This window comes from Flavobacterium sp. (assembly GCF_031422135.1).
Taxonomy (GTDB): Bacteria; Bacteroidota; Bacteroidia; order Flavobacteriales; family Flavobacteriaceae; genus Flavobacterium.
This window is the reverse complement of sequence record NZ_JANOQD010000033.1, coordinates 23,704-48,387: the sequence shown is the minus strand read 5'-3', so window position 1 is coordinate 48,387 and position 24,684 is coordinate 23,704. Positions and strand designations below refer to the sequence as shown.

Genomic DNA, 24,684 nt, shown 5'->3' with positions numbered 1-24,684 from the left:
TTTAAAAAGCTTTTAAACTCAAATCCATATTGTAAACTGAGTGTGTTAATGCTCCTGATGAGATGTAATTCACGCCACAATCAGCATAGTCACGAATGGTTTTTTCATTAATATTGCCAGATGATTCTGTTAGACATTTATTTCCGATTAATTGAACCGCTTTTCGGGTATCGTCAAAATTAAAATTATCTATTAAAATACGATAAACGCCATCAGATTGAAGTATTTCTTCTATTTCTGATAAATTTCTGGCTTCGACTATGATTTTTAAATCGAGATTATTTTCTTTCAAATAACGCTTTGTTTTGCCTATTGCCAATGTGATTCCGCCTGCAAAATCATTGTGATTGTCTTTGAGCATTACCATATCGTACAAAGCAAACCGATGATTTTCTCCACCACCAATTTTGACAGCCCATTTCTCGGCAGCACGAAATCCTGGTGTTGTTTTGCGAGTATCTAAAACTTTCGTAGAAGTTCCTTCTAGCAAATTGACGTATTTCTTAGTTTTGGTAGCAACAGCGCTCATTCGTTGCATTGAATTCAAAACCAATCGTTCTGCTTTCAATATGGATTGTGAACTTCCAGAAACGTGAAAAACGACATCACCATATTTTACAACGCTTCCATCTTGGATAAAAGTTTCGATTTGCAAATTGGAATCTACGTGTTTAAAAATCATTTTGGCAAAGTCGACACCAGCAATAATGCCTTCGTCTTTGACTAGTAATTTAGCTTTTCCAGTAGCTGATGTTGGAATACAGGCTAGAGAACTGTAATCGCCTGAACCTATGTCTTCTCGGATTCCGTTTTCGATTATTAAATGTAGTTCGTTTTGAAATTGCGCTTCTGAAATCATTTACTGATAAATTATTGGGCTAAAATAAGGAAAAATGTGGATTTGGTTATTTGTTTATTCGGTTATTTGAAAAAACTTTGCAACTTTGTAGCTTTATAACTTTGCTATTTAATTTATGAACATCAAACTTATTGCCATTGGCAAAACGGATGACAAATCGCTTCAAACTTTGATTGACGATTATACGAAACGATTGTCGTTTTATATCAAATTTGATTTAGAGATTATTCCCGATATTAAAAATGCAAAAAACCTATCAGAAAGTCAACAAAAAGAGAAAGAAGGGGAACTCATTTTATCAAAAATAGCTGCTACAGATCAATTAATCTTATTAGATGAAAACGGAAAAACCTTTTCTAGTATTGCATTTGCTGATGAATTACAAAAGAAAATGAATTCCGGAATTAAGACTTTAGTATTTGTAATTGGAGGTCCTTATGGATTTAGTGATACTATTTATAAAACAGCTACTGGGAAAATTTCGCTTTCGCAAATGACTTTTTCACACCAAATGGTTCGATTGTTTGTTATTGAGCAATTGTATCGTGGATTTACTATCTTGCGCAACGAACCGTATCATCATCAATAATATGCTTTCTATATTAATTCCTACTTATAACTATAATGCGCTGCCTTTAGTTGAAAAGTTATATGAACAATGTGTTGAGGCAGAGATTGTTTTTGAGATTATTGTTTTAGATGATAAATCAACTGATTTGAATTTTTTAATCGAAAACTCAAAAATAAATACCAAGGCAAATTGTAAATTTGATGTTTTAGAAAATAATATTGGTAGAAGTGCCATAAGAAATTTATTAGCAAAAAAAGCAGCTTACGAAGATTTACTATTCTTAGATGTAGATACCATTCCTGTTCATAAAAATTTTATATCAACATATGTTTCTCAAATAAACAAAGAGGAGAGAATAGTTTATGGAGGTATTTTGTATCAAAATCAAAAACCGCATAAAACACAATTATTAAGATGGGTTTACGGAAATAAAAGGGAAGCATTATCTGTTAAAGAAAGAAATAAGAATGTATATGTTTCTTTTTTGACTTTAAACTTTTTAATCAAAAAAAATATCTTTAATAAAGTCTTATTTAATGAAAACATCCCAAATTTAAGACACGAAGACACCTTGTTTTCATTTGATTTGAAAAGAAATCAAATTAGCATATCTCATCTAAACAATCCAGTATATCATATTGGTATTGAAAATAGTATTGCTTTTCTAAAAAAATCCGAAGAATCAATTATTGGTTTACATTTTTTAATTTCAAATAATTATCTTGATTATAATTATACAAAACTAGGTTTAACTTATTTTTATTTAAAAAAAATGAGAGTTATAGAAATAGTAAACTATCTTTTTACCAAAGTAAAATTTTTATTTAAAAGAAATCTTTTGAGCAAAAATCCTTCTTTATTTATTTTTGATTTATACCGAATTTGTTATTATTGCTCGTTAAAGTAATTTCAATTTTTAGCTAGTGATTCAAACAAAGAATTCCATTTTTTCATAATCAAATCCAGATCATATTTTTTTGAAGTTTCAAAAGCATTGCTTCCTATGCGTTTTAAAACCTCATTATTTTCTATTAGTTCAATTACACAATTGGCATAAAGATTTATTTGTTTTTCAGGAATTAGAAAGCCATTGTAATCATTTTTTATTAATGCTCTTGGACCAATAGGGCAATCAAACGCAACACAAGGCAAACCAGATGACATTGCTTCAATAAGCACCATCGGGAAAGCTTCAAATCTTGAAGTCATTACATATATGGAAGCTTCATTGTATTTTCCTTGGATTTCTTTAACGGGTTCAAAAAAATTAACACAATGCTCAATTTGCAACTCCTTTGCCAGTTTCAAATAGGTTTTGTTGTCATCCATATTTCCATAAATATCCAAAACCCAATCTGGATATTGCAGTACAACTTTTTGCCAAACTAAAAGTAATAAATCAATTCCTTTTTCATAACAATGTCGAGAAACTGATATGGCTTTTTTGCTATTTAATAATGATTTCTTTGTTGATGTGAACCAATTTGGATTTGGGATAATTTGTCCTTTTTCCAAACCCCATTCCTTTCGACTTTCCTCCGAAAGCAGGATTACTGTTTTGAACATTTTTACTGCAAATGATTTCAAAACTAAACTTACATAATATTTAGATTTAGTAAATAAAGTAGGTTTAGATTTTCTTTCATCAATGAATTTAGAACAATGAATTTCAAAAACTACAGGAATCGTTGTTTTAATTAATAATCGAAATAGACATCCTTTTATACCATTATCGCAAACTACAATTATATCTGGATTAATTTTGTTGATACAATGATGCAATGCTTTACAATATCGAAATAAATACTGCAATCTATTTCTTTTTAAAATTATAGTATGATGTTTTATTTTTTTATTAAAATCATAAAAAAAAGGAACATCGCCACTATCTTGTGCAATAATATGAATGTCGTATTCAAATTTTTCAACTAAATAATTAGTTTTAACAGAAAGAACTCTAGAAACGCCACCTTCATCTTTAATAGTTGGTGTTATGTAAAGGATTTTCATTTTTTAGATTTTAAAAAATCTTCATATTCTCTTATGTAATCTTCTTCTTCAAAAAGTGCCGAATTTAAAACTAAACAAATGGCTCCTGATGAAAAATTACCCAATTCACGCCATATTCCCGGAACAATGTGTAGCCCAATGTTGGGTTTGTTTAAGAAATAGCTTTCCTTTTGGTTTCCATCATCTACAATGACTTCAAAACTACCACTTAAAGCAATCAAAATTTCGTTTTGTTCTTTATGGGAATGACCTCCACGGTGCGCAGAACTTGGAACATCATATAAGTAATATACTCGTTTAAAATCAAAAATAAATCCGTCGTTTTGAATGAAGGCTAAATTACCTCTCGTGTCTTCAACTACTGGCAATTCTATTAATTTTATATCCTTTAAAGTTGTCATTTTTTTATTTTCATTAATTCTAACCACTGATTTCCTATGTTCTCTAAAGAAAATTTCTGGATACTATCTTTCGCATTATTTTTACAAATTGCATACAATTCTAGGTCAGAATACATCAAATTCAATGCTTCCGTTAGTTTATTGAAATTTTGATTCTCGACTAATATACCATTTTTTTTATCTTGAATGATTTCTTTTGGTCCAGATTCACAATCAAACGACACTACAGGGATTCCTGTTGCTAATGCTTCCAAAATAACATTAGGCAAACCTTCATTCAAACTACTTAGAACCAAATATAATGCATTTTTTAAATACTTATATGGATTGACTTGATATCCTAACAAATGTACTTTATCTTGAACATTATTTCTTCTTGAAACTGAATTTAAAAGCTCCAATTCACCATTTCCTAAAATAACTAAGTGAATATTCTCTTTTGGCAAATCGGAATTAGCATAACTTTCGATTAACTTATGGAACTGTTTTATCGGATTTTCATATTGACCAATAGCTATGATGTATTTGAAATCGATCTCTATTTTTTCGATACTTTTAGCAGTAATTTCTTCTATATTAACTGGATTGTAAATTAGTTTGATATTTTGCAGCTGGTGCTTTTCTTCTACGATTTGTTCTATTTGCTTTGTTATAACCACGTTTGCATAACAGGTATTGTACATCAATCGTGTTACCCAAGAATTATTAGGCATATAATGATCAATCAAAAAACTATGTACTGTGAAAATAGTATTTTTAGGATATAGGATTCTAGCAATTATAAGCTCTTGAATAATTTTTGATCTGAAACGAAAATCAATAACAAAATCAAAATGTTGCTCTTTAATGTACTGATTTAAAACTCTGAATCTTTTTAATTTATTAAAAAAACCATTGGACTTATTTTTCAGTAATCCCAGATTTAATATTTTCCCTTTATAAAGATAACTTACTTGATCAATGACGGTAATAATGTGTACATCAATGCCATTATTTTCAAAAAAAATAGACAAATTAGCCATTACCTTGTCACTTCCACCATCGCTTAATCGATATCCCACTAAAGCTATTTTGTGTTTTTTATTAGGATTAATCATTGGCTATTGCTTAATTTCGTAACAAATATACAGTTTATCAAAAAATATGCAAGACAATCCATTGGTTTCGATTATATGTTTGTGCTACAACCACGAAAAATATGTGGTCGAAGCCCTTAATTCTGTTATAAATCAAAGCTATAAAAATATTCAATTGATAATTGTAGACGATTGTAGTACAGATAGCTCTGTAGCTGTTATTCAAAATTGGTTGTTGGCGTATCCTGAAATTCAATTTATTTCAAACCATATAAATCTAGGAAATACAAAGTCGTTCAATATCGCACTACAATCTGTGACTGGAGCGTATATTATTGATTTGGCTGCTGATGACATTTTGATGCCAAATTGTGTGGCACTTCAACTGGAATGTTTTACAAAAACAAGCTATAAAAACACAGGAGTGGTATATGGTAATGTTGAATTAATTACCGAAAATGGTGATTTTGACTCTTATTATTTTCCAGTAAATGAGCAAAAAAAAGTAATTGAAAAAAGAAATACAGGTAATATTTACAGTAGTATATTAGCTGGAGGAAATAGTTTGTGTTCGGTTTCGGCAATGAGTACCAGAAAAGTTTTTGATGAACTAAATGGCTATGACGAAAACTTATACTATGAAGATTTAGATTTTTGGATTCGTGTTGCTAGAAATTATGATTTTGATTTTATAGACAAAATATTGGTTCAAAAGAGAGTTTTAAAAAACTCCCTTGGTGCTGATTTTCATAAGAAAAATTCAGCGCAATCAAGGAAAATAAATCATTCGACATATCAAATTTTAAAGAAGACGCTTCTATTAAATAAAACCAATGAAGAGAACAAGGCGGTCTTGAAACGAATACATTATGAAATGATTTTGAATTTCAAAGGAGGAAATTATGGTTTGCTATTAAAGTATTTATTTTTGGAGATTCAATTTAGAAGCAAGTCCATTTAATCCTGTAAACTTATTGAGACAACTAAATTATTATTAAAAAATCTTCTAATAATTCTCTTTCTTTATCCCAGTCTCTCGTATACTCTTTTTTGATTAACTTAGCAGGAACACCACCTAATAGAATATTACTACCCAAATTTGTATAATCTTTATTGCAAAGTGTGTTGGAGCCTATAACACAATAATCTGGAGTTCTAGTATTCAATCGTATCGAAACCCTATTTGATATTGAGTTATGAGTACCAATATGAATAGGAGCTGTCATAGGTATATCTTCTCCAGTCAGGCTATTTTTCATTGGATGTGAGTTTGTGTCAACTATTTGTGATTCATATCCAATTCTTGCCCAATCCCCTATTTTTATTTTATTAATACAAATAATTTTTACATCAGAACCCAAACACGACATATAACCAAATTCACAGTATGCATTTTCTCCAACATATATAGAAACATCTTTACCAATGTGCATATTCCCATTAAAAACAAGTTTGCCGTGCAAGAAAATTTCAGCAACTCCTTTTTCTTTCTTGAACAACTCAAAACGTTGCCCATAACCTATCATTCCACGTTTTATAGGAGCATTAATGATGACTTCTCCTTTTAAACTTTGAAATGTTACTTTGCCATAGAAAAATACAGGAAGTTTTACTGCAATCGATAAAGGAAATTTTTTGAAATTAAAATAAATGGTTTTAATCCAATTTACGGAATAATATAGCTTTATACGATGGTAAAAACTTCTTAATTTTCTATATGCTATTTTTAGAAATTCTATCATCTTCTTGTATTAAACTTTGAACTCATAATTTCTTTTAAATTCATTTTTTTATCTAAATGATATAATGAAAACAGTATTGAAATCACTACCATAAAAAACATTAAAATTGTTTTTAAAACGGAATTATCTATATATCGTAATGCGAAAGTAGCAAAACACATTAGAATGCACAACAAATATATTTTGTAGAAAGTAGGTTCGAAATAAAAATCATAGTGCTTCTTCACTATTATTTTTAGTCCATAGAAATGAATAAAATAATACAGTACGAAACTAATACCAAGTCCTTCAAGTCCATAAAAATAATATCCTAAACAATTTAAAATCAAAGATATTGAATTAAACCCTAAAGCTGTTTTTGTAAATAATTTAGAATCGCCTTTGGCAATCAATATGAAACCTATTGACCAAGAAACTGCTTTGAATAACATTCCTAAAACACCCCAGGAAATCATTGCCGTAATGACTAGAAATTCTTTTGAATATAAGATTTCAATAATTAATGATGCAAATACTAAAAAAACAATAATTATGGGTGTAATAATCAAAACAGCAATGGTAGCTTGTTCTAAAACTGATTTATTTACTTTAATTTTATCATTGATTGCAGCGGTTAATCTAGGGAAATAATCAGTAGTCATCACCGTAAAAATAATTCCAACATAAGAGTTTAAAATAGTAAAACCGGCATTATAAAACCCAACTTGGGTTATACCTCCAAGTCTATTTATAAAAATTTGCAAGATGTAGGAAGCGGCCAACGTTATAAATCCGCTTAAACTTAACATAATCCCTAAATGTAGTATACATTTAGCTTCTGTAATAATTTCTTGATTTGATAACTGAACTTTTGGTATTTTAATTTTACTGGAAAAATAAAATGCTACCAAATATCCTATCAATGAAGAAATTATTATAGACGGTGCAATTGCATCTATCTTCCAGTAATAATACATTGGAATTGTTACTACAAAACCCAATAAACTTCCATACAAATTGGCTCTTGCTAGATTGTTCAGTTTTCTTAACCCTTGAAGAATAGCTAATTTACCTGATGTTAATTGTTTTAATAACAACGAGATAGAAATCCAAATGAAATATATCGTATAATCAGAGTTTCCAAACGTAAGAATACTCAACCAATATGAAAATACAAGTGTAAAAGTAAAAGCAAAAAATCCTGTAATCCATACCAGTTTATCTATTACAGTAGCCGTTTTAGACAATTTTAAACTATTTTCATCAGATTCAGCGATTGCTTTTGTAGCACTGGTTTGCAAACCAAAATTAGTAAATCCAGCTATCAATTCTATTGTTGAATTCAGTAAACCTATAACACCAACACCCATTGGTCCTATAAATAATGTAATAAGTTTTGTCCGAATTACGGCAATCAAAATAGTAAAAAACTGGACACCACCAAAAAGTGAGGTTGCTTTCAAAATTTGCCGATATGAAGATTTACTTTCTGACATATTTCGAGTTCAATTAATATCGATTCAAAACATTAATCACAAAATCAACTTCTTCATTAGTTATTTCTGGACTTATAGGTAAACTCAATACTTCATTGTGTATTTGCTCTGTGATTGGAAACGATAAATGATTTAAAAACGAAAGTGCTTTTTGCTTGTGAGGCGCAATAGGGTAATGAATTAGGGTTTCAATTTTATTTTCTTTCAAATAATTTTCCAGTGCTGAACGATTTTTGGTTCTAATCACAAACAAATGAAAAACGTGATTCAGTGAATTATTATAAAACGGAAGTGTAATTTTTGGATTTTTTATTTCAGAAATATATCTTTTAGCAATACTTCTTCTCTTTTCATTGTCGGAATCTAAATGCGGTAACTTCACATTCAAAAAAGCGGCTTGCACCTCATCAAGACGAGAATTTACACCTATGAAATCATTATAGTATTTAGTTTCTGAACCGTAATTTCGGAGTGATTTTATGGTTTTGGCAAGTTCATCATCGTTAGTAGTTACTGCACCGCCATCGCCTAATGCTCCTAGATTTTTACCTGGATAAAAACTAAATGCAGCTGCGTTAGAAAGGTTTCCTGTTTTTCGAAATTTGTAATTCATTTCTGCTCCATGGGCTTGTGCAGCATCTTCAATTACTAGCAAATTATTTTGAGTTGCAATTTGATTAATCAGATCCATTTCTGCTAGCTGTCCGTATAAATGAACTGCAAGTATGGCTTTGGTTTTTGAGGTTACTTTTTCTTGTATTAAATCTGGATTGATATTATAGGTTTCTTCTTTTGGTTCGACCAAAACTGGAATTAAATCAGCTTGTAAGACCGATAAAATACTAGCAATATAAGTGTTTGCTGGAAGAATAACTTCATCTCCTTTTTGCAATTTTCCGAGTTGAATGTAGGCTTTAAAAATAAGCACCAATGCATCCAACCCGTTTCCTACACCTATACAATGTGTTGTTCCGCAATAATTAGCGAAATTTTGTTCAAAAGTCTTGACTTCATTGCCTAAAATATACCAACCTGAATCCATTACGTTTTGCAACTTTTCTTGAAAAGCTTTCTCGTATGGTTTATTGATTTTATGTAAATCTAAAAATGAAATCATAGTATTACATTTTCTAACAAATTAAAATTTGCTGTTTCTACTTCATAAAAATCTTGAACAATGGTACTAGCTCCAAAAGATTCTTTCCAAAAATGGAGTCCATTATTCAAATTTTTTCCTTGATTTTCATTTGAAATTCCAAAATCAAAGTATTTTTTGTTCTTAAAAACTTCCGAAAGTAAATAATGATACAAAAAATCCAAACTCCCTAATGCATTCTTATCTTCATTTGCAGAAATATATTGTGCGTGCGCTACTTGATTGCTTTCAAAAATTGTAGTCCCAGCTACAATTATGTTGTTTTGGTACACATTAAATTGTCGAATATTTTTTGGAAATTTAATATGTAATTCTTTTATTTCCTCAAGAGTATGAACAGGTTTTGCTTGATGTTTTGCTTCTAAATTTGGAATTAAAACGGAGTTCCAAAATAAATCAAAATTAGGTTCTTCCATTATTTTTAGATTATTTTTCAACCCTTTATTTACACCCTCCATTCTGCCTTTAGAAATCGATAATTCATTTCTTAAATCAATAACGGATAAAGTATCACGACGAATCAACTTACTTTGGGTTAAAAATAAAGCATATTCAAATTCTTCCGCAGGTTTAATATGGTAAATACTTGGAATGGTTTTAATCTGAATTTGAAAAATATCTTTTTCTTTCAAAAATTGTAAAACAAAACTAAAAATGGAAATTACAGCAGCTAGCTTAATTTTTTCAGAATAAACTAATCCACCATAAGTTAATCCTTGATGAGAATAAACGGTATCTCCCACTCTATTAGCAGGCAATACACAAACCAGTTTATCACCCTCATAAACCATCAACGAGAAATCCTCGAATCGATTGTTATGGTACTCCATAAAATTACGATCAAACAAGAAAGTCCCATTCTTAGATTCACTTACCAAAGTGTTCCAAGAAGTATAATCAGTCGCTTGATATTGTTTGACGTGGTATTGTTTCAATTGTATTGTATTATCGTGCCGAAATTACACCTTTTTTTCATATTTCTTTTCAATTAAATTGTCTAGCATTTTAAAATTTGTACCTTTAAATTTCATTTTGAGAATTTCGATGAGGCAAAAACTATATTTAATATTTCTTTTCGTTTTACTTAGTCTGCAAAATAGTTGGAGTCAAAATGTCGTATTATACAATCAATTTAGTGGTCGATATGATTTTACCTTCGTTGGAAATACTTTAAATCCCGATGAAAACTCATTAATGACTACACCCGAAGTACTAACAACGTCTGATGCCGTTTTGACTCTTTCTCCTTCAGATGAAATAGAGAGTGCCTATTTGTACTGGGCGGGATCTGGAACTGGTGATTTTGATGTTAAACTAAATAATGTCAATCAAATTCCTGATAGAACTTTTAGCATACAACGTGTCGTAGGTACTTTGGTTCTTGATTATTTTAGTGCTTTCAAAGACGTAACCACATTAGTAAAAAGTACAGGAAATGGCACGTATACTCTTTCAGAGTTAGATATTTCTCCGTTTATAGACGATCATTTTGTAAGACGCACTAACTTTGCAGGTTGGACAATTGTTGTGGTATACAAAAACCCTAGTTTACCCTTAAATCAACTTACCGTTTATGATGGATTGCAAGCTGTACCTGATGTTTTAGATATTACATTGAACAGTTTGAATGTGATTGATAATGTGGATGCAAAAATAGGATTTGTTGCTTGGGAAGGTGACCTTAATATTGCTAATAATGAATCCCTCCGCATTAATGGAACTGTTTTGAGCAATGCTTTAAATCCTGCCAACAATGCTTTTAACGGGACCAATAGTATAACAAATGCATCCAATTTGTTCAATATGGATTTGGACATTTATAATATTCAGAATAATATAAATGTTGGAGATACAAGTGCTACGATTCAACTCACTTCAAGTCAAGATTTTGTAATGATAAACACCATTGTTACTAAATTAAACAGTCAATTGCCTGATGCAACCATTGTGGCACAAAATATTACACAAGAATGCAATACTCGAAAATTAATTATCGATTATGAAGTACGTAATTTTAATTGTACAGAAATTCTCCCATCAGGAACTTTTATATCTGTTTATGCCAATGATGTTTTTGTAGGAACTGCTCAAACTACAGAAAATATTTCAATTGATGAATTTAGAACGTACCAAATTACTGTTATTATTCCAGATGCTATTCCTGCTGATTTTGAATTAACTTTTAGAGTAGATGACAACAATGGTGTGGCCAGTGTGAATGAAACCATAGAAACGAACAATTTTTTTATACAAGATATTTCCCTTTGGCTTTCGCCCGATTTCTATACTGTGGATGATTTGATTAATTGTAGAGAAGATGCCAATAATTCGTTTTTTGATTTTTCGCAATTTTGGAGAATCATCAAGAAAAACGACACCGATGTGATTGCCTATTTTGAAACCGAATCTGATGCTATTACCAATACAAACGCTATTAATAATCTCTCTAATTTTGAAGCAATTCAAGTTCCGAAAACTATTTTTGTGAGGATAAATGATGCCAATTGCTTCTCAATAACCTCTTTTAATTTGGATAAAAAGTATTGCAGATTAGAATTTTCAAATTATTTCAATCCAAATCTAAATGATTTTTTTATCAAAGGGTTGTCAGATGTTTTCCCAAATTACGAACTGGAGATTTACAATCGTTGGGGCATTTTAGTCTGGAAAGGGAATAAAAACAATCCGAAATGGAATGGAAACGACAATCAAAACGGTATTTTAATTTCTGGAAAGCTTCCTGATGGAACCTATTTTTATACGATTGACTACAAAGATCCGAATGCTATGGAGAAAAAAACAAGTTGGGTTTTTCTTGATAATTGAAAGATTATTTTTATACTTTAGCAATTTTATATTCATTTCTATTGAAACAAATCACTTCCATACAAAATCCATATATAAAATCATTGGTTTTATTGCAAGAAAAAGCCAAAGCTAGAAATCAATCAGGTACTTTTTTAATAGAAGGACAACGTGAAATTGAACTCGCAATAAAAGGGAATTATGAAATAGAAACCATTCTTTTTTTGCCCGAATTGATTACTACACATCAAATATCTAAATTAACAAATAATCAAGTAACCGAGACTATAGAAATCTCGAAAGAAGTATATCAAAAACTAGCCTATCGAGACACCACCGAAGGAATATTAGCAGTTGCTAAAACAAAAGCATTATCACTAGAAGATTTAAAATTATCGAACAATCCTTTGATTCTAGTAGCTGAATCGCCAGAAAAACCAGGGAATATAGGTGCGCTTTTACGCACTGCCGATGCGGCAAATCTAGATGCTGTAATTATTGCCAATCCAAAAAGTGATTTATACAATCCAAACGTTGTTCGATCTAGTGTAGGTTGCCTGTTTACAAGGCAAATTGCCACAGGATCTACTTCAGAAATTATTACTTTTTTGAAAGAAAAAAACATTCATTTTTATTGTGCCACTTTACAAAATTCAACATCATATCACACACAAGATTACACCAAACCCACCGCAATGGTAGTAGGCACTGAAGCAACTGGGTTAACTGACGAATGGCGAAATGCTGCCACTCAAAATATTATCATTCCTATGCAAGGCGAAATCGACTCTATGAATGTGTCTGTTTCAGCGGCAATTTTAATTTTTGAAGCCAAACGCCAGCGAGGATTTTAATACTAATTAAAAATCATCTTCAATAACAAATAAATACTTTCATAATTCAATTTTTTATTCTAACTTTAAGAATTGAAGAACATAGTTATGGTAGAGATTGATATCGAAAAGGAAAATAAGGCTATTGCTCAGGAATACAAGGAGTTACTTCGCATAAGCTACCAAACGCTTACTACCGAAGATAAAAAACTGATTCGTAAAGCTTTTGATGTAGCTGTTGAAGCACATCAAGACCAACGACGAAAATCGGGTGAAGCTTATATTTTTCACCCCATAGCTGTAGCAAAAATTGTTGCTTCAGAAATAGGTTTAGGTGCCACCGCTATCGCTGCTGCCTTAATGCATGATGTAGTTGAAGACACTGATATTACGGTTCAAGAAATCGAAAAAATGTTTAATCCAAAAGTAGCCCAATTGGTCGAAGGATTAACAAAAATTTCTCAGGTCAAAAAAGACATGAACATATCGATGCAAGCCGAAAACTTCCGCAAGATGCTGTTAACCCTCAATGATGATGTTCGTGTAATCATAATAAAATTAGCTGATCGTTTGCACAATATGCAAACTATGGATTCGATGGTGGATCATAAGCAAGTTAAGATTGCTTCCGAAACTTTATATATTTATGCACCACTGGCACACCGATTGGGGTTATATAACATTAAAACCAAACTAGAAGATTTAGGTTTAAAGTACACAGAACCAATTATTTATAATGATATTGTAAGCAAAATAAAAGAAACCAAAGAAGAGCAAGACCAATACATCAAGAATATTTCTGATGTTTTAAAAAAATCACTTGATGAAGAAGGAGTTGAATTTATTATAAAAGGGCGTCCAAAATCGATTTATTCCATTAGAAGAAAAATGGCAGCTCAAAATGTCACTTTTGATGAAGTATACGATAAATTTGCGCTTCGCATTGTCTATAAATCAAATCCTCACGACGAAAAGTTTTTAGCTTGGAAAATATATTCTGTGGTTACGGATCATTATCGTCCAAGTCCAAGTCGATTGCGCGATTGGATTTCGTCACCAAAATCAACAGGTTACGAAGCCTTGCACATTACCGTTATGGGACCTTTGGGGCGTTGGGTTGAAATTCAGGTTCGCAGTGAACGAATGGACGAAATTGCTGAAAAAGGATACGCAGCCCATTACAAATACAAACAAGGCGCCACCGAGGAAAGTGGTCTTGATACTTGGCTGAATTTACTTAAAGAAGCTTTGGAAAATTCCGAAACCAATGCTGTCGATTTTGTAGAAGATTTCAAAATGAATTTGTATGCCAAAGAAATTTACGTTTTTACACCCAAAGGCGAAATAAAATCGCTCCCCAAAGGGGCAACTTCGCTTGATTTTGCTTTTAGTATTCACTCCGAAATAGGTATAAAAACTAGAGGAACTCGGGTAAATGGAAAATTAGTTCAACTGAATCACGAACTCAAAAGTGGCGATCAAATAGAAATTATAACCTCTCAAAACCAAAAACCATCTATCAACTGGTTGGATTATGTAACGACTTCGAGAGCGAAAAACAAAATCAGAAACGTTCTTAACGAAGATACCAAAAAAATAGCCGAAGACGGAAAGGAACTTTTGACACGGAAATTAAAGCACCTTAAAATCACACTCAACGAAGCTACTGTCAACGAATTGGTCAATTTTTTTAAATTAAAAACAAGTCTTGATTTATTTTACAGAGTCGGTATTAGTTCCATTGACAACCAACAGTTAAGAGATTTTGCAGCACAAAAAAGCAATACTATTTATAATTTCTTTAAAAATAAAATAACTCGAAAACCAACTGCAAACCTTGAAATAATTCAAAAAAATGAATTGTCAAGCAATTATGATATGTTGGTTTTTGGGGCTGAACATGATAAGTTAGACTATAAATTATCTGCTTGTTGCAATCCAATTCCTGGTGATCCTGTTTTTGGTTTTATAACTATTAATGAAGGTATTAAAGTGCACAAACGAGATTGTCCAAATGCTATTAGTATGCAATCTAATTATGCGTACCGAATTATGCAAGCCAAATGGATTGATTCTTCGCAACAGGAGTTTAAAGCACTTCTTGAAATAACAGGTATGGACAGTATTGGGTTAACAAACGAGTTAACACGAGTTATTTCAAACAATATGCACGTAAACATTCAAAATATTTCGCTCTCTGGCGATGCTGGTATATTCAAAGGCACACTGGCAGTTATAGTCCCAAACAATACCATTCTAAAAAAACTTATTGATAATATTAAAAAAATTGATGGAGTAGATCGAGTTACAAGGATTTATAACAATTAGTATATCTAATTCTTTTTTGGTTTCAAATAATGAAATCTAGTTGATAAATAACTGTGATTAAATAAGTAGCTAAATATTTTTATTTAATTTTTTATAAATTTTAAAAAATAAAAACGTATTTTTATCACTGTTTAAACTAAAATCCTTTCGAACAATATGGTTTTTGAAGTTACTCAATCTCTCGCAATAACAATGAACGGTTTTCAAACCACACTGAAAACAAGATTTAATGTCGAATTTCTATCCCTAAATAAAGCCGAAGACAAACGAGTATTTGGTATTAAAAAAAATAAAGCACCCTCAATTTCTATTGCTGACAACAACTATTTAGAAGTTCTTGAAGAGCTCGAATTGCAAACATATCCTATAGAAATTGAAACGGATTTAGAAGGTAATTTCTTAAGAATCCTAAATCATAAAAAGTGGCTGAAAGATTGGGAGCAAAAAACAGCTACGATTCCTGATGGGTATGAAGATTCTGAAAATGTAAAAGATATTCGGAATAAATATTATGAAGTAATAAAAGACGAAGCAAAATTTGTAGAAAGTAAGTTTAAAGAACCCTTTTGGAATTTATTATTTTTTAATCCACCTATTGACAGTGAGAATGATCCTGAAATTGGGACGTCATTAAACTGGAATCTCAAATCCATAGGTTCAACAAAATGTACTGGGCGAACACAATTAAAAAACTCAACAGATGAGGAAGTCATCATTTATTTTGAATCGAAACAAAAATTAAGTGATGATATCGTTGAAAAGTTAAAATCAAAAACTGGAATCATTGACTTAAACTGGGAAGATCGAAAAGTCAATTTACAAGTAGGTGCCACTTTCAATACTGTAGAGAAAAAAATAAAAAGTAAAAAAGCTTTATTCGAGTTGGTAATAGACGGCATTTTTTCATACGCAGAAGAAACTATTATCAATTTCAAAAAATCAGAAGACTAATTTATTGTATTGCACCCATAACAAAAAACTAGAATTAAATAGTCTGTACTATGTATCATCCTAAAATAGGTTGACTAAAAATTAACGAAATATTTTAAAATTACGCCTTATCTTTGCCAAATGAAAAAACGGTTACACATAATAATTATAATTCTAACGCTTGGCTTCATTTTGTCGCCAACTTTGAGTTATGCGTGTGGAACTAAAACCGAAAAATCGTTTTGCAAAAAAGAAACAACTTCTAAAGTAGAAAAAAAAGACTGTTGTAACGGCAAAAACTCAAAAGATAAAGATAAAAGTTGTGGCGGAAAATGCGGACACTCAAACTGCACATCATCAACATCAGTAAATTTTAGTATAATTTCATCATACGAAATTAATTTTAAGAATATTAGTTTTAATTTTTCTAACGAAAAACCAAAATTTTATCATTCAGAAACCTTTATTTCTTCGGGTTTTACTTCCGTTTGGCTTCCGCCAAAAATAAAATAATTCCAAACATTGACAGCCATAAAACTGTCTTGTCGAAAACAAACACTTTGTTTTCAAAATTATTTATTTAACAAAAATTAAAATTTTATCAAAATGAAATCAATATCAAAAATATTGGTAGCAATCTCAGTATTGTTATCATTTACAGTGTGCAATGCACAAATTAAAAATTCAGTAACCGAAACAGTTAAAGTCTATGGTAACTGCGGAATGTGTAAAACAACAATCGAAAAAGCAGGAAATCTTAAAAAAACTTCCAAAGTAGATTGGAACGTAGATACTAAAATAGCAACCATAACTTACGATGCTAAAAAAACCAATCAAGATGCAATTTTAAAAAGCATTGCATTATCAGGTTACGATAGCGACAAATTTCTTGCACCAGATAAAGCTTATTCAAAATTGCCAGGTTGTTGCCAATACGACAGAGTAGCAAAAGTTGCTGTAAAAACAGAACAGAAATCCGAAAGTGTTCCAGAAAATCATAGTAATCACGCAAATCATTCAGAAACACCAAAGGTTGAAGTTCAAAAAGAAAACCAATTAAAAGCAGTTTTCGACAACTATTTTGAAGTTAAAAATGCTTTAGTAAAAACAGACGGAAACACAGCGTCTACAAAAGCAAGGGCGCTACTTTCTGCAATAAATGCAGTCAAAATGGAAACTTTAAATACAGACGAACACACCGTTTGGATGAAAGTTTTAAAAAGTATAAAAGAACATACTGAACATATTGCAGATACAAAAGATGCAAAACACCAAAGAGACCATTTTGATACACTTTCTTTAAATATCTACGATTTAATCAAAGTTTCTAAACAAGAAACACCAACCTATTACCAATTTTGCCCAATGGCAAACGACGGAAAAGGTGCTACTTGGTTGAGCAAAGAAAACGTTGTTAAAAATCCATACTATGGTGCGATGATGTTGAGTTGTGGAAAAGTAACAGAAACCATTAAATAATTTTTGTGGGAATTACACAACTCTAAAAAATAAATATGTAACATTCTAAACATAAATACATTGTACTATTATATGTAGAAATTAATCTGCTTTTAATAAATACATAAAATGAAAAATGTTCAAGTAAGTATTGAGGTTTGTTTGGCTTGTATGGTCGAATGTGAAAAATGTTCAACAGAATGTTTAACAATGAAAGGACACGACGAGTGTGTAAAACTGTGCCAAGATTGTGCAGACATCTGTGCACTTTATGCAAGGTTGTGTGCGAGAGGTTCTCAATTTGCAGATGCACTTTGTGAATTGTGTGTAAAATGTTGTGAAGCCTGTGCAACAGAATGTAACAAAAACGATATGGAGTGTTGCAAAAAATGCGCAGATGCCTGTAAAAAATGTGCAGACGCCTGCAGAATGTAAAAAGTAATCAATTCAATGCTAAATGCTTATCAAAAAAGCATTTAGAATCGTTTTTAAAAAATTAGAAAAAATGAAAAATATAATTTTAGCAGTCTTAATTTTGGCTTTAGTAACTATTTCGTGTAATAAAAAAGCCGCAGAAAAAGGAACAATCGACACGCATATGATGAACGATGGTTCAGAAATGATGAATGGAAATACCGAAATGAATACACACGCTTGTTCAATGCACCCAGAAATAATGGGATTAAAAGGAGACAAATGTTCTAAATGTGGTATGGAATTAACAGAAAAAACAACTGTTAAAAAAGTTGTATCAACTATTTATTCTTGTCCAATGCACCCAGAAGTTCAAGGTAAATTAAACAGCAAATGTTCAAAATGTGGAATGCCTTTAACAGAACCAGTTGTAGAACAAGCAAAATAAAACAGAACTGATCTAAAGACAAAGCCAAAAATGGCTTTGTTTTTTTTTTAAATAGTATAAAATGACACATACCTATAAATTAACAGGAATGACTTGTTCTAGTTGTGAAGCCAAAGTAAAATCGGCTTTGCTAACTATCGAAAATGTTACTAATGTTGCCGTTTCAAAAGATTTAGAAACTGCAACTATCACAATGGATAAACACATTGCATTATCCGACTTGCAAAAAGTTTTAGACAACAAATACCAAATATCGGCAATCAATCATAGCGAAATTGCAGAACAAACAAAATCGTGGTTTGAAACTTACAAACCTATTTTACTAATATTTTTCTACATTCTATTAGTAACGACATTGGTGCAAACACAAAATACAAAATTCGATTTTATGCAAGCAATGAGACATTTTATGTCAGGTTTTTTTCTTGTTTTCTCTTTTTTTAAATTACTAAACCTCAAAGGATTTGCTGAAAGTTATGTAATGTATGATGTTTTAGCAAAACAAATTCCAGTTTGGGCGTATTTGTATGTATTCATCGAATTAGGTTTAGGTATTGCTTTTCTAATCAATTTCAATCCAATCCTAACTAATTCAATTACAGTAATTGTAATGAGCATCAGTATCATTGGTGTTTTACAATCGGTACTAAACAAAAAGAAAATACAATGTGCTTGTTTAGGTGCAGTTTTCAATTTACCAATGAGTACAGTTACCATTATCGAAGATGCGTTGATGATTGCTATGAGTGGAATTATGCTATTTATAATGATTTAAGAACTATGGAAGAGCAAAAATATATCCCAGCATTAGGCTATGATTTTTTAACAGTTTACTATGATTTAGCAATTAAATTAACAATGCCTGAAAAGAAATTTAGAGGGTTGCTTATTGATGAATTAAATCCACAAGACAACGAATAAATTTTAGAGTTTGGTTTTGGAACAGGGCAAAATTTAATTTTAGCAAAAAAACAAAATCAAAAAACAAAATCTATTAGATGAATTTTTGTAACAAAAAAATAGAATTTTGACTTATACATAAATCATCAAATCAAAATCATATGAAAATCTTCAAACAATCACTATTTCTATTCTTTTTTGTAACTATTTCGCTTTCTGCACAAATCGACAGAAAATCAGAATTGTACAAAAAAATAATTTCAAAAGATAGTTTGCTTTTTAATGTTGGTTTCAACACTTGTGATATTAGCCAATTCGAAAATTTATTAAGCGAAAAATTTGAATTTTTTCACGACAAAGATAGTATTTCTTACAAAAAGGAATTTCTTCATAATCTTCGAAATGGATTATGTATTTCTCCAAAAACTTATCAATCGAGAAGAGAATTGTTACCAGAAAGCACAGAAATTTATCCGCTTTATAAAAAAGAAAAACTTTATGGTGCAATTCAAGTGGGAGTTCATCAGTTTTATGAAACAATAGAAAAAAGAAAAGAAGTATTTGGAAGTTCGGCAAAATTTACACACGTTTGGCTTCTAGAAAACGGAGACTGGAAACTTACGAGATCGTTAAGTTACGACCATCAAATTAAACAACTTGACATAAATAAATCAACAATTTTTGATAATGATGCTGAAATTGAAAATTGGTTAACCGAAAACAAAGTCCCAACTTTAGGAATTGGAGTAATTAACGATGGGAAATTGCAACAAATAAAAGTATTTGGCGAACTAAAAAAAGAAATTATAGCGCCATACAATACTATTTTTAATGTTGCTTCACTCACAAAACCAATTACAGCAATTGTAACCCTAAAATTGGTCAGTTTAGGAAAATGGGATTTAGACGAACCAATTTATAAATATTGGATTGACCCAGATATTGCAAATGACAAAAACTTAAAAAAGATTACAACAAGGCATATTTTAAGTCATCAAACGGGTTTTCCGAACTGGAGATATTTGAATAAATCTGGAAAATTAGATTTTCAATTTGAACCTGGAACAAAATATCAATATTCTGGCGAAGGAATAGAATATTTGCGAAAAGCATTAGAAAAAAAGTTTCATAAAACGCTCGACGAATTAGCGAAAGAATTAATATTTGAACCATTAGAAATGAATGATACCGAGTTTTTTTGGAGCAAGAAAACGGACGAAAGCAGATTTGCAATTGGATATAAAAATAACGGAATTGCATACCAAACTGAAAAAACTAAAACAGCAAATGGCGCAGACAATTTATTAACAACAATTGAAGATTATGGCAAATTTTTAGTTAGTGTAATGAAAGGCGAAGGATTATCAAAAAAAATTTTTGATGATATGACAACAAATCAAGTTGAAACCAAAAACGGAAAACATTTCGGATTAGGCTTTGAAATTTATAATCTAGAAAATGGAGAAACTGCCCTTTCTCACGGTGGAGCAGATAAGGGCGTTCAAACCATTGTTTTTATGCTTCCTAAATCAAAAAAAGGTTTAATTATATTTACAAACGTTGATGACGGTTACAAAGTTTATGAAAAATTGATAGCACATTATCTGGGAGAAAATGGAAAAAAAATATTTGAAATAGAAACCCGAAAATAACTATGCATAACAAAGTTTAAAAAATTGGGGGTTTAGGCATCCCGATAGCTATCGAGATTAAAGTTGGTTTTGTATCTAGAGGTTCCGTTTTAATGGATATTTTTGGCATATTAAATCCACAAACTCGCCAAGCGCCTGAACGTGATATGATACCCTTACGCCGATTCAGACATTCAACGCAACAAATGTTAAAAAAATTAACATTTTTGCACTATGAAAACACCTATAAAAGACTTCAATTAGAAGAACGAATTGAGATTGAAAAATTGCTTTCTCAACGCTTTTCTATAACTTAAATTGCTTCAAAACTAAATCGAAATAAGAGTACTATTTTGAAAGTATTGAAACCGATTTAATGAAGATTAATAATTTATACTTTATAACTCATTCTGAAATAAATATAACGGGCAAAATAATTGATGTGGAGAATAAATCACTTCCTTTTAAAATGACACTTCACTCCTATTGGAATAATTTTAATATAAATAATCCTGAAAAAATAAAAAACCAACAAGAACAACATTTATTTCAGAAAGTCGAATTTAATGATACTTTTTGGAAAACATATAAACTTCCAAATTAAAAAACCGAACAGTTAACACAGATATTTTGTGCAATTACTGCGTCCGTTCACTATAGCTCAACTAAACATGAACGTTATGCGATAGCGGAAATGTTTTACGTGCCCGCAAAGATTAGAAAATCAAAATCAAAAAAGCACAATTTTTACGTTGTGTTTTTTTGATTTTACGTTCTGTTTTTTTGATTTTACAAACTCTTTAAACCTCAAAACCATCTGGTAAAATAGCTCCTTTTTTAACCACAATAATACCGCCTTTTATGGAATAAAGTGGCGTATTTGTATCTTCTAAATGCTTTCCGCCATTGAGTTTAACATCGTTTCCGATTCTACAATTTTTATCGACAATTGTGTAGTTTATAAAACAACGTTCGCCAATTCCGATGTTGATAATATTATTTTGGTCGTTCGAAATAATTTCTTCTATATTCTGATAAAAATCATTCCCCATTAAATACGAATTCGAAATCGTGGATCCAAAACCAATTCTGCTTCGAATGCCAATAACAGAATGAATAATTTCCGATCCATTAACAATACATCCCTCGGCAACGATAGACTTATCAATTGTTGATCCACCAGTAATTTTTGATGGAGGCAAAACACGGGCACGCGTATAAATTTTACTTGAATTATCAAACAAATTAAATTTCGGCATATCGTCTGTCAAGCCCAAATTGGCTTCAAAAAACGAGTCAATGTTTCCGATATCTGTCCAATAACCCTCATATTGATAACTCAAAATCTTTTGTTTCCCGATGGCTTGCGGAATAATTTCTTTCCCAAAATCTTTGGTATCTGGATTGGACATTAACTCTGCCAAAAGCCCTTTATTAAAAATATAAATTCCCATCGAAGCCAAATAATGTTTGCCTTCTTCTTTCATTTCGTTACTTACTTCTGATGTCCAATCGGGCAACAATTCGGCTTTCGGTTTTTCTATAAACGAAGTAATAAAATTATCAGAATCGGTTTTTAAAATCCCAAATTCTGGCGCATCTTTTGAAGTAACTGGCAATGTTGCAATCGTAATATTTGCGCCACTTTCATTGTGCGCTTGTATCATTGCGTTAAAATCCATTTGATACAATTGATCGCCCGAAAGGATTAAAGCATAATCAAATTCGTGGTTCATAAAATGCGTCATACATTGGCGAACAGCATCGGCAGTACCTTGAAACCAAGTTGGATTTTCTGGCGTTTGTTCTGCTGCCAAAATATCAACAAAAGCAGTGCTAAAATGACTAAAATGATAGGTATTTTTAATGTGCTGATTCAATGAAGCCGAATTAAATTGCGTCAAAACAAACATCCTTTTGATATCCGAATTGATGCAGTTAGAAATCGGAATATCAACTAAACGGTACTTTCCTGCAATCGGAACTGCTGGTTTTGAACGGCTTTCGGTCAATGGAGCTAATCTCGAACCTTGCCCGCCACCTAAAATAATGGCTAATGTACTTTTATTCATTTTGTTAGTTTTTTTAGAGATTGGTATACATTTATATATTCTGTTGCAACTTTATCCCAAGAATGGTCAATTTGCATCGTTGATTTTCGAACAGCATCAAATTTTTCTGAATCCTTATACAAATTAATGGCACGATTGATAGAATAATTTACATCAAAAACACTAGTTTCGTTATGACAAATTCCAAAACCGCCATCGCCAATATCCAAAACCGTATCTTTTAAACCTCCTGTTCTTCGCACAATCGGAATCGTTCCATAACGCAAAGCATACATTTGATTCAATCCACAGGGTTCAACGCGTGATGGCATCAATAAAAAATCGGCGCCAGCATAAATTTGATGTGCTAATTTTTCGTTATAACCAATATAGGCATTGTAGTTCCCGTAATAGAAAGATTTTAGATTTTCTAAACTACTTTCTACACCAGCATCTCCAGATCCAAGTACTAGAATATTGATTTTGTTGACATTTTGGTTGAGTGCTACACTGCAAATTTCAGTTAATAAATCAGCTCCTTTTTCGCCAACCAATCTTCCAATAAAAGTAAAAAGTGGTTTTTTAAAATCTAAATTAAATTGCTCACACAATATTTTTTTGTTTTTAGTTTTACCTTTTATAAAATCGTTTAAATCGTAATTTATTGCCAACATTTCGTCCGTTTTGGCATTCCAAACTTCGTTGTCAATTCCGTTAAGAATTCCGATAGATTTGCGTCTTTCATAACGCAATAAATTTTCTAAACCATTTGCATTGCTGCTAATTTCTTCTAAATAACTTGGAGAAACAGTCGTGATTTTCCAAACACATTTTATGGCAGAAGCCAACGGATTTATTGCTCCATTCCATTCTAAAAAACCTAATTTTGAAGGATGAAAATCGGGCAAATAATGCAATTTATTAGCTTCAAACCAACCTTGATATTGTGCGTTATGAATCGTTAAAACGGTCGGAATCTGTTTTAGATGTTGATAATTATAACAATTTTGAACCATAAACGGAATCAATCCCGAATGATGATCGTGGCAATGCAAAATATCGGGATATTGGTTGGTTTCGGTAATCCAATTCAGAAAAGCGATTTGAAAAGCCAAAAACCGCTCCGTATCGTCTTCATAAGAATAAATGTTTGGGCGATCGAATAAATCTGGAATCACAATCTGGTACAATTCAAAACCCAATTGATTCCTTTTTTCTTTTAAAATGGAGTACGAAAACTGAAAATAACCCAATGTGAGTTGACCGTTATGCACGTTTTCGAACTCATTCTCTCTAGAAAATTTGGTGTCATAACCAGGAACAATAACTTTTGCTTGGTGTCCTAATTGGTTGAGGTATTTTGGCAAAGCACCAACAACATCCGCTAATCCGCCAACTTTGGCAACGGGATAACATTCGGCACTGATATGAAATATTTCCATTTTTATTTGCATTTAATATTGCAACCAAAACTTGATTTTTGTGGTTTTTTAAAATTCGGTTATATAATGTGACCCTTTTGAGCCTTTTAAATAAAAAAAGAATAATGGTAATTAGAATGGTGTCTTTCAGTTTGAATTTTAGAGCCAAAGTTCT

At 31.1% G+C, this 24,684-nt stretch carries 24 protein-coding genes; 14 read left to right on the top strand and 10 right to left on the bottom strand.

All coding sequences use genetic code 11. The features are described 5' to 3' along the window. Position 1: 1 nt before the first annotated feature. A complete protein-coding gene (gene nadC / locus RMO70_RS05545) occupies positions 2 to 859 on the bottom strand; it encodes a carboxylating nicotinate-nucleotide diphosphorylase (RefSeq protein ID WP_310555430.1) in 858 nt (285 codons plus the stop codon). Between the two features lie 115 nt (positions 860 to 974). On the opposite strand from nadC, the gene rlmH reads away from it, so the two are divergent. After that, complete coding sequence (gene rlmH, locus RMO70_RS05540) at positions 975 to 1,448, top strand: 23S rRNA (pseudouridine(1915)-N(3))-methyltransferase RlmH (RefSeq protein WP_310555429.1); 474 nt, start codon at positions 975 to 977, stop codon at positions 1,446 to 1,448. Between the two features lies 1 nt (position 1,449). Continuing rightward, positions 1,450 to 2,337 (top strand): glycosyltransferase family 2 protein, encoded by an 888-nt coding sequence (locus RMO70_RS05535; RefSeq protein WP_310555428.1) that lies wholly within the window; start codon positions 1,450 to 1,452, stop codon positions 2,335 to 2,337. Between the two features lie 2 nt (positions 2,338 to 2,339). On the opposite strand, the gene RMO70_RS05530 is transcribed toward RMO70_RS05535, so the two are convergent. The 3 genes from RMO70_RS05530 to RMO70_RS05520 are packed head-to-tail and all read right to left on the bottom strand — an operon-like array spanning position 2,340 to position 4,938. Continuing rightward, entirely contained in the window at positions 2,340 to 3,440 is a 1,101-nt protein-coding gene (locus RMO70_RS05530) for a glycosyltransferase (protein ID WP_310555427.1), read from the bottom strand. Continuing rightward, entirely contained in the window at positions 3,437 to 3,841 is a 405-nt protein-coding gene (locus RMO70_RS05525; protein WP_310555426.1) for an FdtA/QdtA family cupin domain-containing protein, read from the bottom strand. Before RMO70_RS05525 ends, RMO70_RS05530 begins: the two co-directional genes overlap by 4 nt. Beyond that, on the bottom strand, positions 3,838 to 4,938 hold the full coding sequence (locus RMO70_RS05520; protein ID WP_310555425.1) for a glycosyltransferase: 1,101 nt from the start codon (positions 4,936 to 4,938) through the stop codon (positions 3,838 to 3,840). Before RMO70_RS05520 ends, RMO70_RS05525 begins: the two co-directional genes overlap by 4 nt. Before the next feature lie 46 nt (positions 4,939 to 4,984). Between RMO70_RS05520 and RMO70_RS05515 the strand changes: the two genes are divergently transcribed. Next, entirely contained in the window at positions 4,985 to 5,878 is an 894-nt protein-coding gene (locus RMO70_RS05515; protein ID WP_310555424.1) for a glycosyltransferase, read from the top strand. 22 nt (positions 5,879 to 5,900) lie between these two features. Here RMO70_RS05515 and RMO70_RS05510 read toward each other — a convergent pair whose 3' ends face one another. The 4 genes from RMO70_RS05510 to RMO70_RS05495 are packed head-to-tail and all read right to left on the bottom strand — an operon-like array spanning position 5,901 to position 10,225. Further along, positions 5,901 to 6,659: a transferase gene (locus RMO70_RS05510; protein ID WP_310555423.1), complete on the bottom strand. Its 759-nt coding sequence runs from the start codon at positions 6,657 to 6,659 to the stop codon at positions 5,901 to 5,903. Beyond that, entirely contained in the window at positions 6,656 to 8,134 is a 1,479-nt protein-coding gene (locus RMO70_RS05505; protein ID WP_310555422.1) for an O-antigen translocase, read from the bottom strand. Before RMO70_RS05505 ends, RMO70_RS05510 begins: the two co-directional genes overlap by 4 nt. Before the next feature lie 13 nt (positions 8,135 to 8,147). Then, positions 8,148 to 9,251, bottom strand: coding sequence for a DegT/DnrJ/EryC1/StrS family aminotransferase (locus tag RMO70_RS05500; RefSeq protein ID WP_310555421.1), 1,104 nt, complete (start codon positions 9,249 to 9,251; stop codon positions 8,148 to 8,150). Then, complete coding sequence (locus tag RMO70_RS05495) at positions 9,248 to 10,225, bottom strand: GNAT family N-acetyltransferase (protein WP_310555420.1); 978 nt, start codon at positions 10,223 to 10,225, stop codon at positions 9,248 to 9,250. The genes RMO70_RS05500 and RMO70_RS05495 overlap by 4 nt, the downstream gene beginning before the upstream one ends. Before the next feature lie 109 nt (positions 10,226 to 10,334). Here RMO70_RS05495 and RMO70_RS05490 point away from each other — a divergent pair, with 109 nt between their 5' ends. From RMO70_RS05490 to RMO70_RS05440, 11 genes are all read left to right on the top strand, one after another. Next, on the top strand, positions 10,335 to 12,116 hold the full coding sequence (locus tag RMO70_RS05490) for a gliding motility-associated C-terminal domain-containing protein (RefSeq protein ID WP_310555419.1): 1,782 nt from the start codon (positions 10,335 to 10,337) through the stop codon (positions 12,114 to 12,116). 41 nt (positions 12,117 to 12,157) lie between these two features. After that, the gene (locus RMO70_RS05485) at positions 12,158 to 12,949 is read left to right on the top strand and encodes an RNA methyltransferase (RefSeq protein WP_310555418.1); all 792 of its coding nucleotides are present in this window, start codon (positions 12,158 to 12,160) and stop codon (positions 12,947 to 12,949) included. Between the two features lie 87 nt (positions 12,950 to 13,036). Beyond that, on the top strand, positions 13,037 to 15,256 hold the full coding sequence (locus tag RMO70_RS05480) for a RelA/SpoT family protein (RefSeq protein ID WP_310555473.1): 2,220 nt from the start codon (positions 13,037 to 13,039) through the stop codon (positions 15,254 to 15,256). 156 nt (positions 15,257 to 15,412) lie between these two features. Next, complete coding sequence (locus RMO70_RS05475) at positions 15,413 to 16,207, top strand: hypothetical protein (protein ID WP_310555417.1); 795 nt, start codon at positions 15,413 to 15,415, stop codon at positions 16,205 to 16,207. Positions 16,208 to 16,327: 120 nt separating this feature from the next. Then, positions 16,328 to 16,699 carry a hypothetical protein gene (locus RMO70_RS05470; RefSeq protein ID WP_310555416.1) on the top strand — a complete coding sequence of 124 codons (372 nt, stop codon included), beginning with the start codon at positions 16,328 to 16,330 and terminating at the stop codon, positions 16,697 to 16,699. Between the two features lie 93 nt (positions 16,700 to 16,792). Continuing rightward, entirely contained in the window at positions 16,793 to 17,665 is an 873-nt protein-coding gene (locus RMO70_RS05465; protein WP_310555415.1) for a DUF3347 domain-containing protein, read from the top strand. 484 nt (positions 17,666 to 18,149) lie between these two features. Continuing rightward, entirely contained in the window at positions 18,150 to 18,506 is a 357-nt protein-coding gene (locus tag RMO70_RS05460; RefSeq protein WP_310555414.1) for a heavy metal-binding domain-containing protein, read from the top strand. A 61-nt stretch (positions 18,507 to 18,567) separates the two neighbouring features. Then, positions 18,568 to 19,281, top strand: a complete 714-nt coding sequence (locus RMO70_RS05455) for a MauE/DoxX family redox-associated membrane protein (RefSeq protein ID WP_310555413.1) — start codon at positions 18,568 to 18,570, stop codon at positions 19,279 to 19,281. Positions 19,282 to 19,286: 5 nt separating this feature from the next. Then, positions 19,287 to 19,427, top strand: coding sequence for a hypothetical protein (locus RMO70_RS05450; RefSeq protein WP_310555412.1), 141 nt, complete (start codon positions 19,287 to 19,289; stop codon positions 19,425 to 19,427). Positions 19,428 to 19,567: 140 nt separating this feature from the next. Beyond that, entirely contained in the window at positions 19,568 to 21,058 is a 1,491-nt protein-coding gene (locus RMO70_RS05445; protein ID WP_310555411.1) for a serine hydrolase, read from the top strand. Between the two features lie 355 nt (positions 21,059 to 21,413). Further along, a complete protein-coding gene (locus RMO70_RS05440; RefSeq protein ID WP_310555410.1) occupies positions 21,414 to 21,641 on the top strand; it encodes a hypothetical protein in 228 nt (75 codons plus the stop codon). A 196-nt stretch (positions 21,642 to 21,837) separates the two neighbouring features. On the opposite strand, the gene RMO70_RS05435 is transcribed toward RMO70_RS05440, so the two are convergent. Both RMO70_RS05435 and RMO70_RS05430 read right to left on the bottom strand, forming a co-directional pair. Beyond that, entirely contained in the window at positions 21,838 to 23,109 is a 1,272-nt protein-coding gene (locus RMO70_RS05435) for a glucose-1-phosphate adenylyltransferase (protein ID WP_310555409.1), read from the bottom strand. Beyond that, on the bottom strand, positions 23,106 to 24,530 hold the full coding sequence (locus RMO70_RS05430) for a glycogen synthase (protein ID WP_310555408.1): 1,425 nt from the start codon (positions 24,528 to 24,530) through the stop codon (positions 23,106 to 23,108). Before RMO70_RS05430 ends, RMO70_RS05435 begins: the two co-directional genes overlap by 4 nt. Between the last annotated feature and the right edge of the window lie 154 nt (positions 24,531 to 24,684).

What these genes read in the sequence shown, in the direction of transcription:
- nadC (WP_310555430.1), bottom strand. Translation starts at nt 859, where the DNA reads ATGATTTCAGAAGCGCAATTTCAAAACGAACTACATTTAATAATCGAA.
- rlmH (WP_310555429.1), top strand. Translation starts at nt 975, where the DNA reads ATGAACATCAAACTTATTGCCATTGGCAAAACGGATGACAAATCGCTT.
- RMO70_RS05535 (WP_310555428.1), top strand. Translation starts at nt 1,450, where the DNA reads ATGCTTTCTATATTAATTCCTACTTATAACTATAATGCGCTGCCTTTA.
- RMO70_RS05530 (WP_310555427.1), bottom strand. Translation starts at nt 3,440, where the DNA reads ATGAAAATCCTTTACATAACACCAACTATTAAAGATGAAGGTGGCGTT.
- RMO70_RS05525 (WP_310555426.1), bottom strand. Translation starts at nt 3,841, where the DNA reads ATGACAACTTTAAAGGATATAAAATTAATAGAATTGCCAGTAGTTGAA.
- RMO70_RS05520 (WP_310555425.1), bottom strand. Translation starts at nt 4,938, where the DNA reads ATGATTAATCCTAATAAAAAACACAAAATAGCTTTAGTGGGATATCGA.
- RMO70_RS05515 (WP_310555424.1), top strand. Translation starts at nt 4,985, where the DNA reads ATGCAAGACAATCCATTGGTTTCGATTATATGTTTGTGCTACAACCAC.
- RMO70_RS05510 (WP_310555423.1), bottom strand. Translation starts at nt 6,659, where the DNA reads ATGATAGAATTTCTAAAAATAGCATATAGAAAATTAAGAAGTTTTTAC.
- RMO70_RS05505 (WP_310555422.1), bottom strand. Translation starts at nt 8,134, where the DNA reads ATGTCAGAAAGTAAATCTTCATATCGGCAAATTTTGAAAGCAACCTCA.
- RMO70_RS05500 (WP_310555421.1), bottom strand. Translation starts at nt 9,251, where the DNA reads ATGATTTCATTTTTAGATTTACATAAAATCAATAAACCATACGAGAAA.
- RMO70_RS05490 (WP_310555419.1), top strand. Translation starts at nt 10,335, where the DNA reads ATGAGGCAAAAACTATATTTAATATTTCTTTTCGTTTTACTTAGTCTG.
- RMO70_RS05480 (WP_310555473.1), top strand. Translation starts at nt 13,037, where the DNA reads ATGGTAGAGATTGATATCGAAAAGGAAAATAAGGCTATTGCTCAGGAA.
- RMO70_RS05475 (WP_310555417.1), top strand. Translation starts at nt 15,413, where the DNA reads ATGGTTTTTGAAGTTACTCAATCTCTCGCAATAACAATGAACGGTTTT.
- RMO70_RS05470 (WP_310555416.1), top strand. Translation starts at nt 16,328, where the DNA reads ATGAAAAAACGGTTACACATAATAATTATAATTCTAACGCTTGGCTTC.
- RMO70_RS05465 (WP_310555415.1), top strand. Translation starts at nt 16,793, where the DNA reads ATGAAATCAATATCAAAAATATTGGTAGCAATCTCAGTATTGTTATCA.
- RMO70_RS05460 (WP_310555414.1), top strand. Translation starts at nt 18,150, where the DNA reads ATGAAAAATATAATTTTAGCAGTCTTAATTTTGGCTTTAGTAACTATT.
- RMO70_RS05455 (WP_310555413.1), top strand. Translation starts at nt 18,568, where the DNA reads ATGACACATACCTATAAATTAACAGGAATGACTTGTTCTAGTTGTGAA.
- RMO70_RS05450 (WP_310555412.1), top strand. Translation starts at nt 19,287, where the DNA reads ATGGAAGAGCAAAAATATATCCCAGCATTAGGCTATGATTTTTTAACA.
- RMO70_RS05445 (WP_310555411.1), top strand. Translation starts at nt 19,568, where the DNA reads ATGAAAATCTTCAAACAATCACTATTTCTATTCTTTTTTGTAACTATT.
- RMO70_RS05440 (WP_310555410.1), top strand. Translation starts at nt 21,414, where the DNA reads ATGAAGATTAATAATTTATACTTTATAACTCATTCTGAAATAAATATA.
- RMO70_RS05435 (WP_310555409.1), bottom strand. Translation starts at nt 23,109, where the DNA reads ATGAATAAAAGTACATTAGCCATTATTTTAGGTGGCGGGCAAGGTTCG.
- RMO70_RS05430 (WP_310555408.1), bottom strand. Translation starts at nt 24,530, where the DNA reads ATGGAAATATTTCATATCAGTGCCGAATGTTATCCCGTTGCCAAAGTT.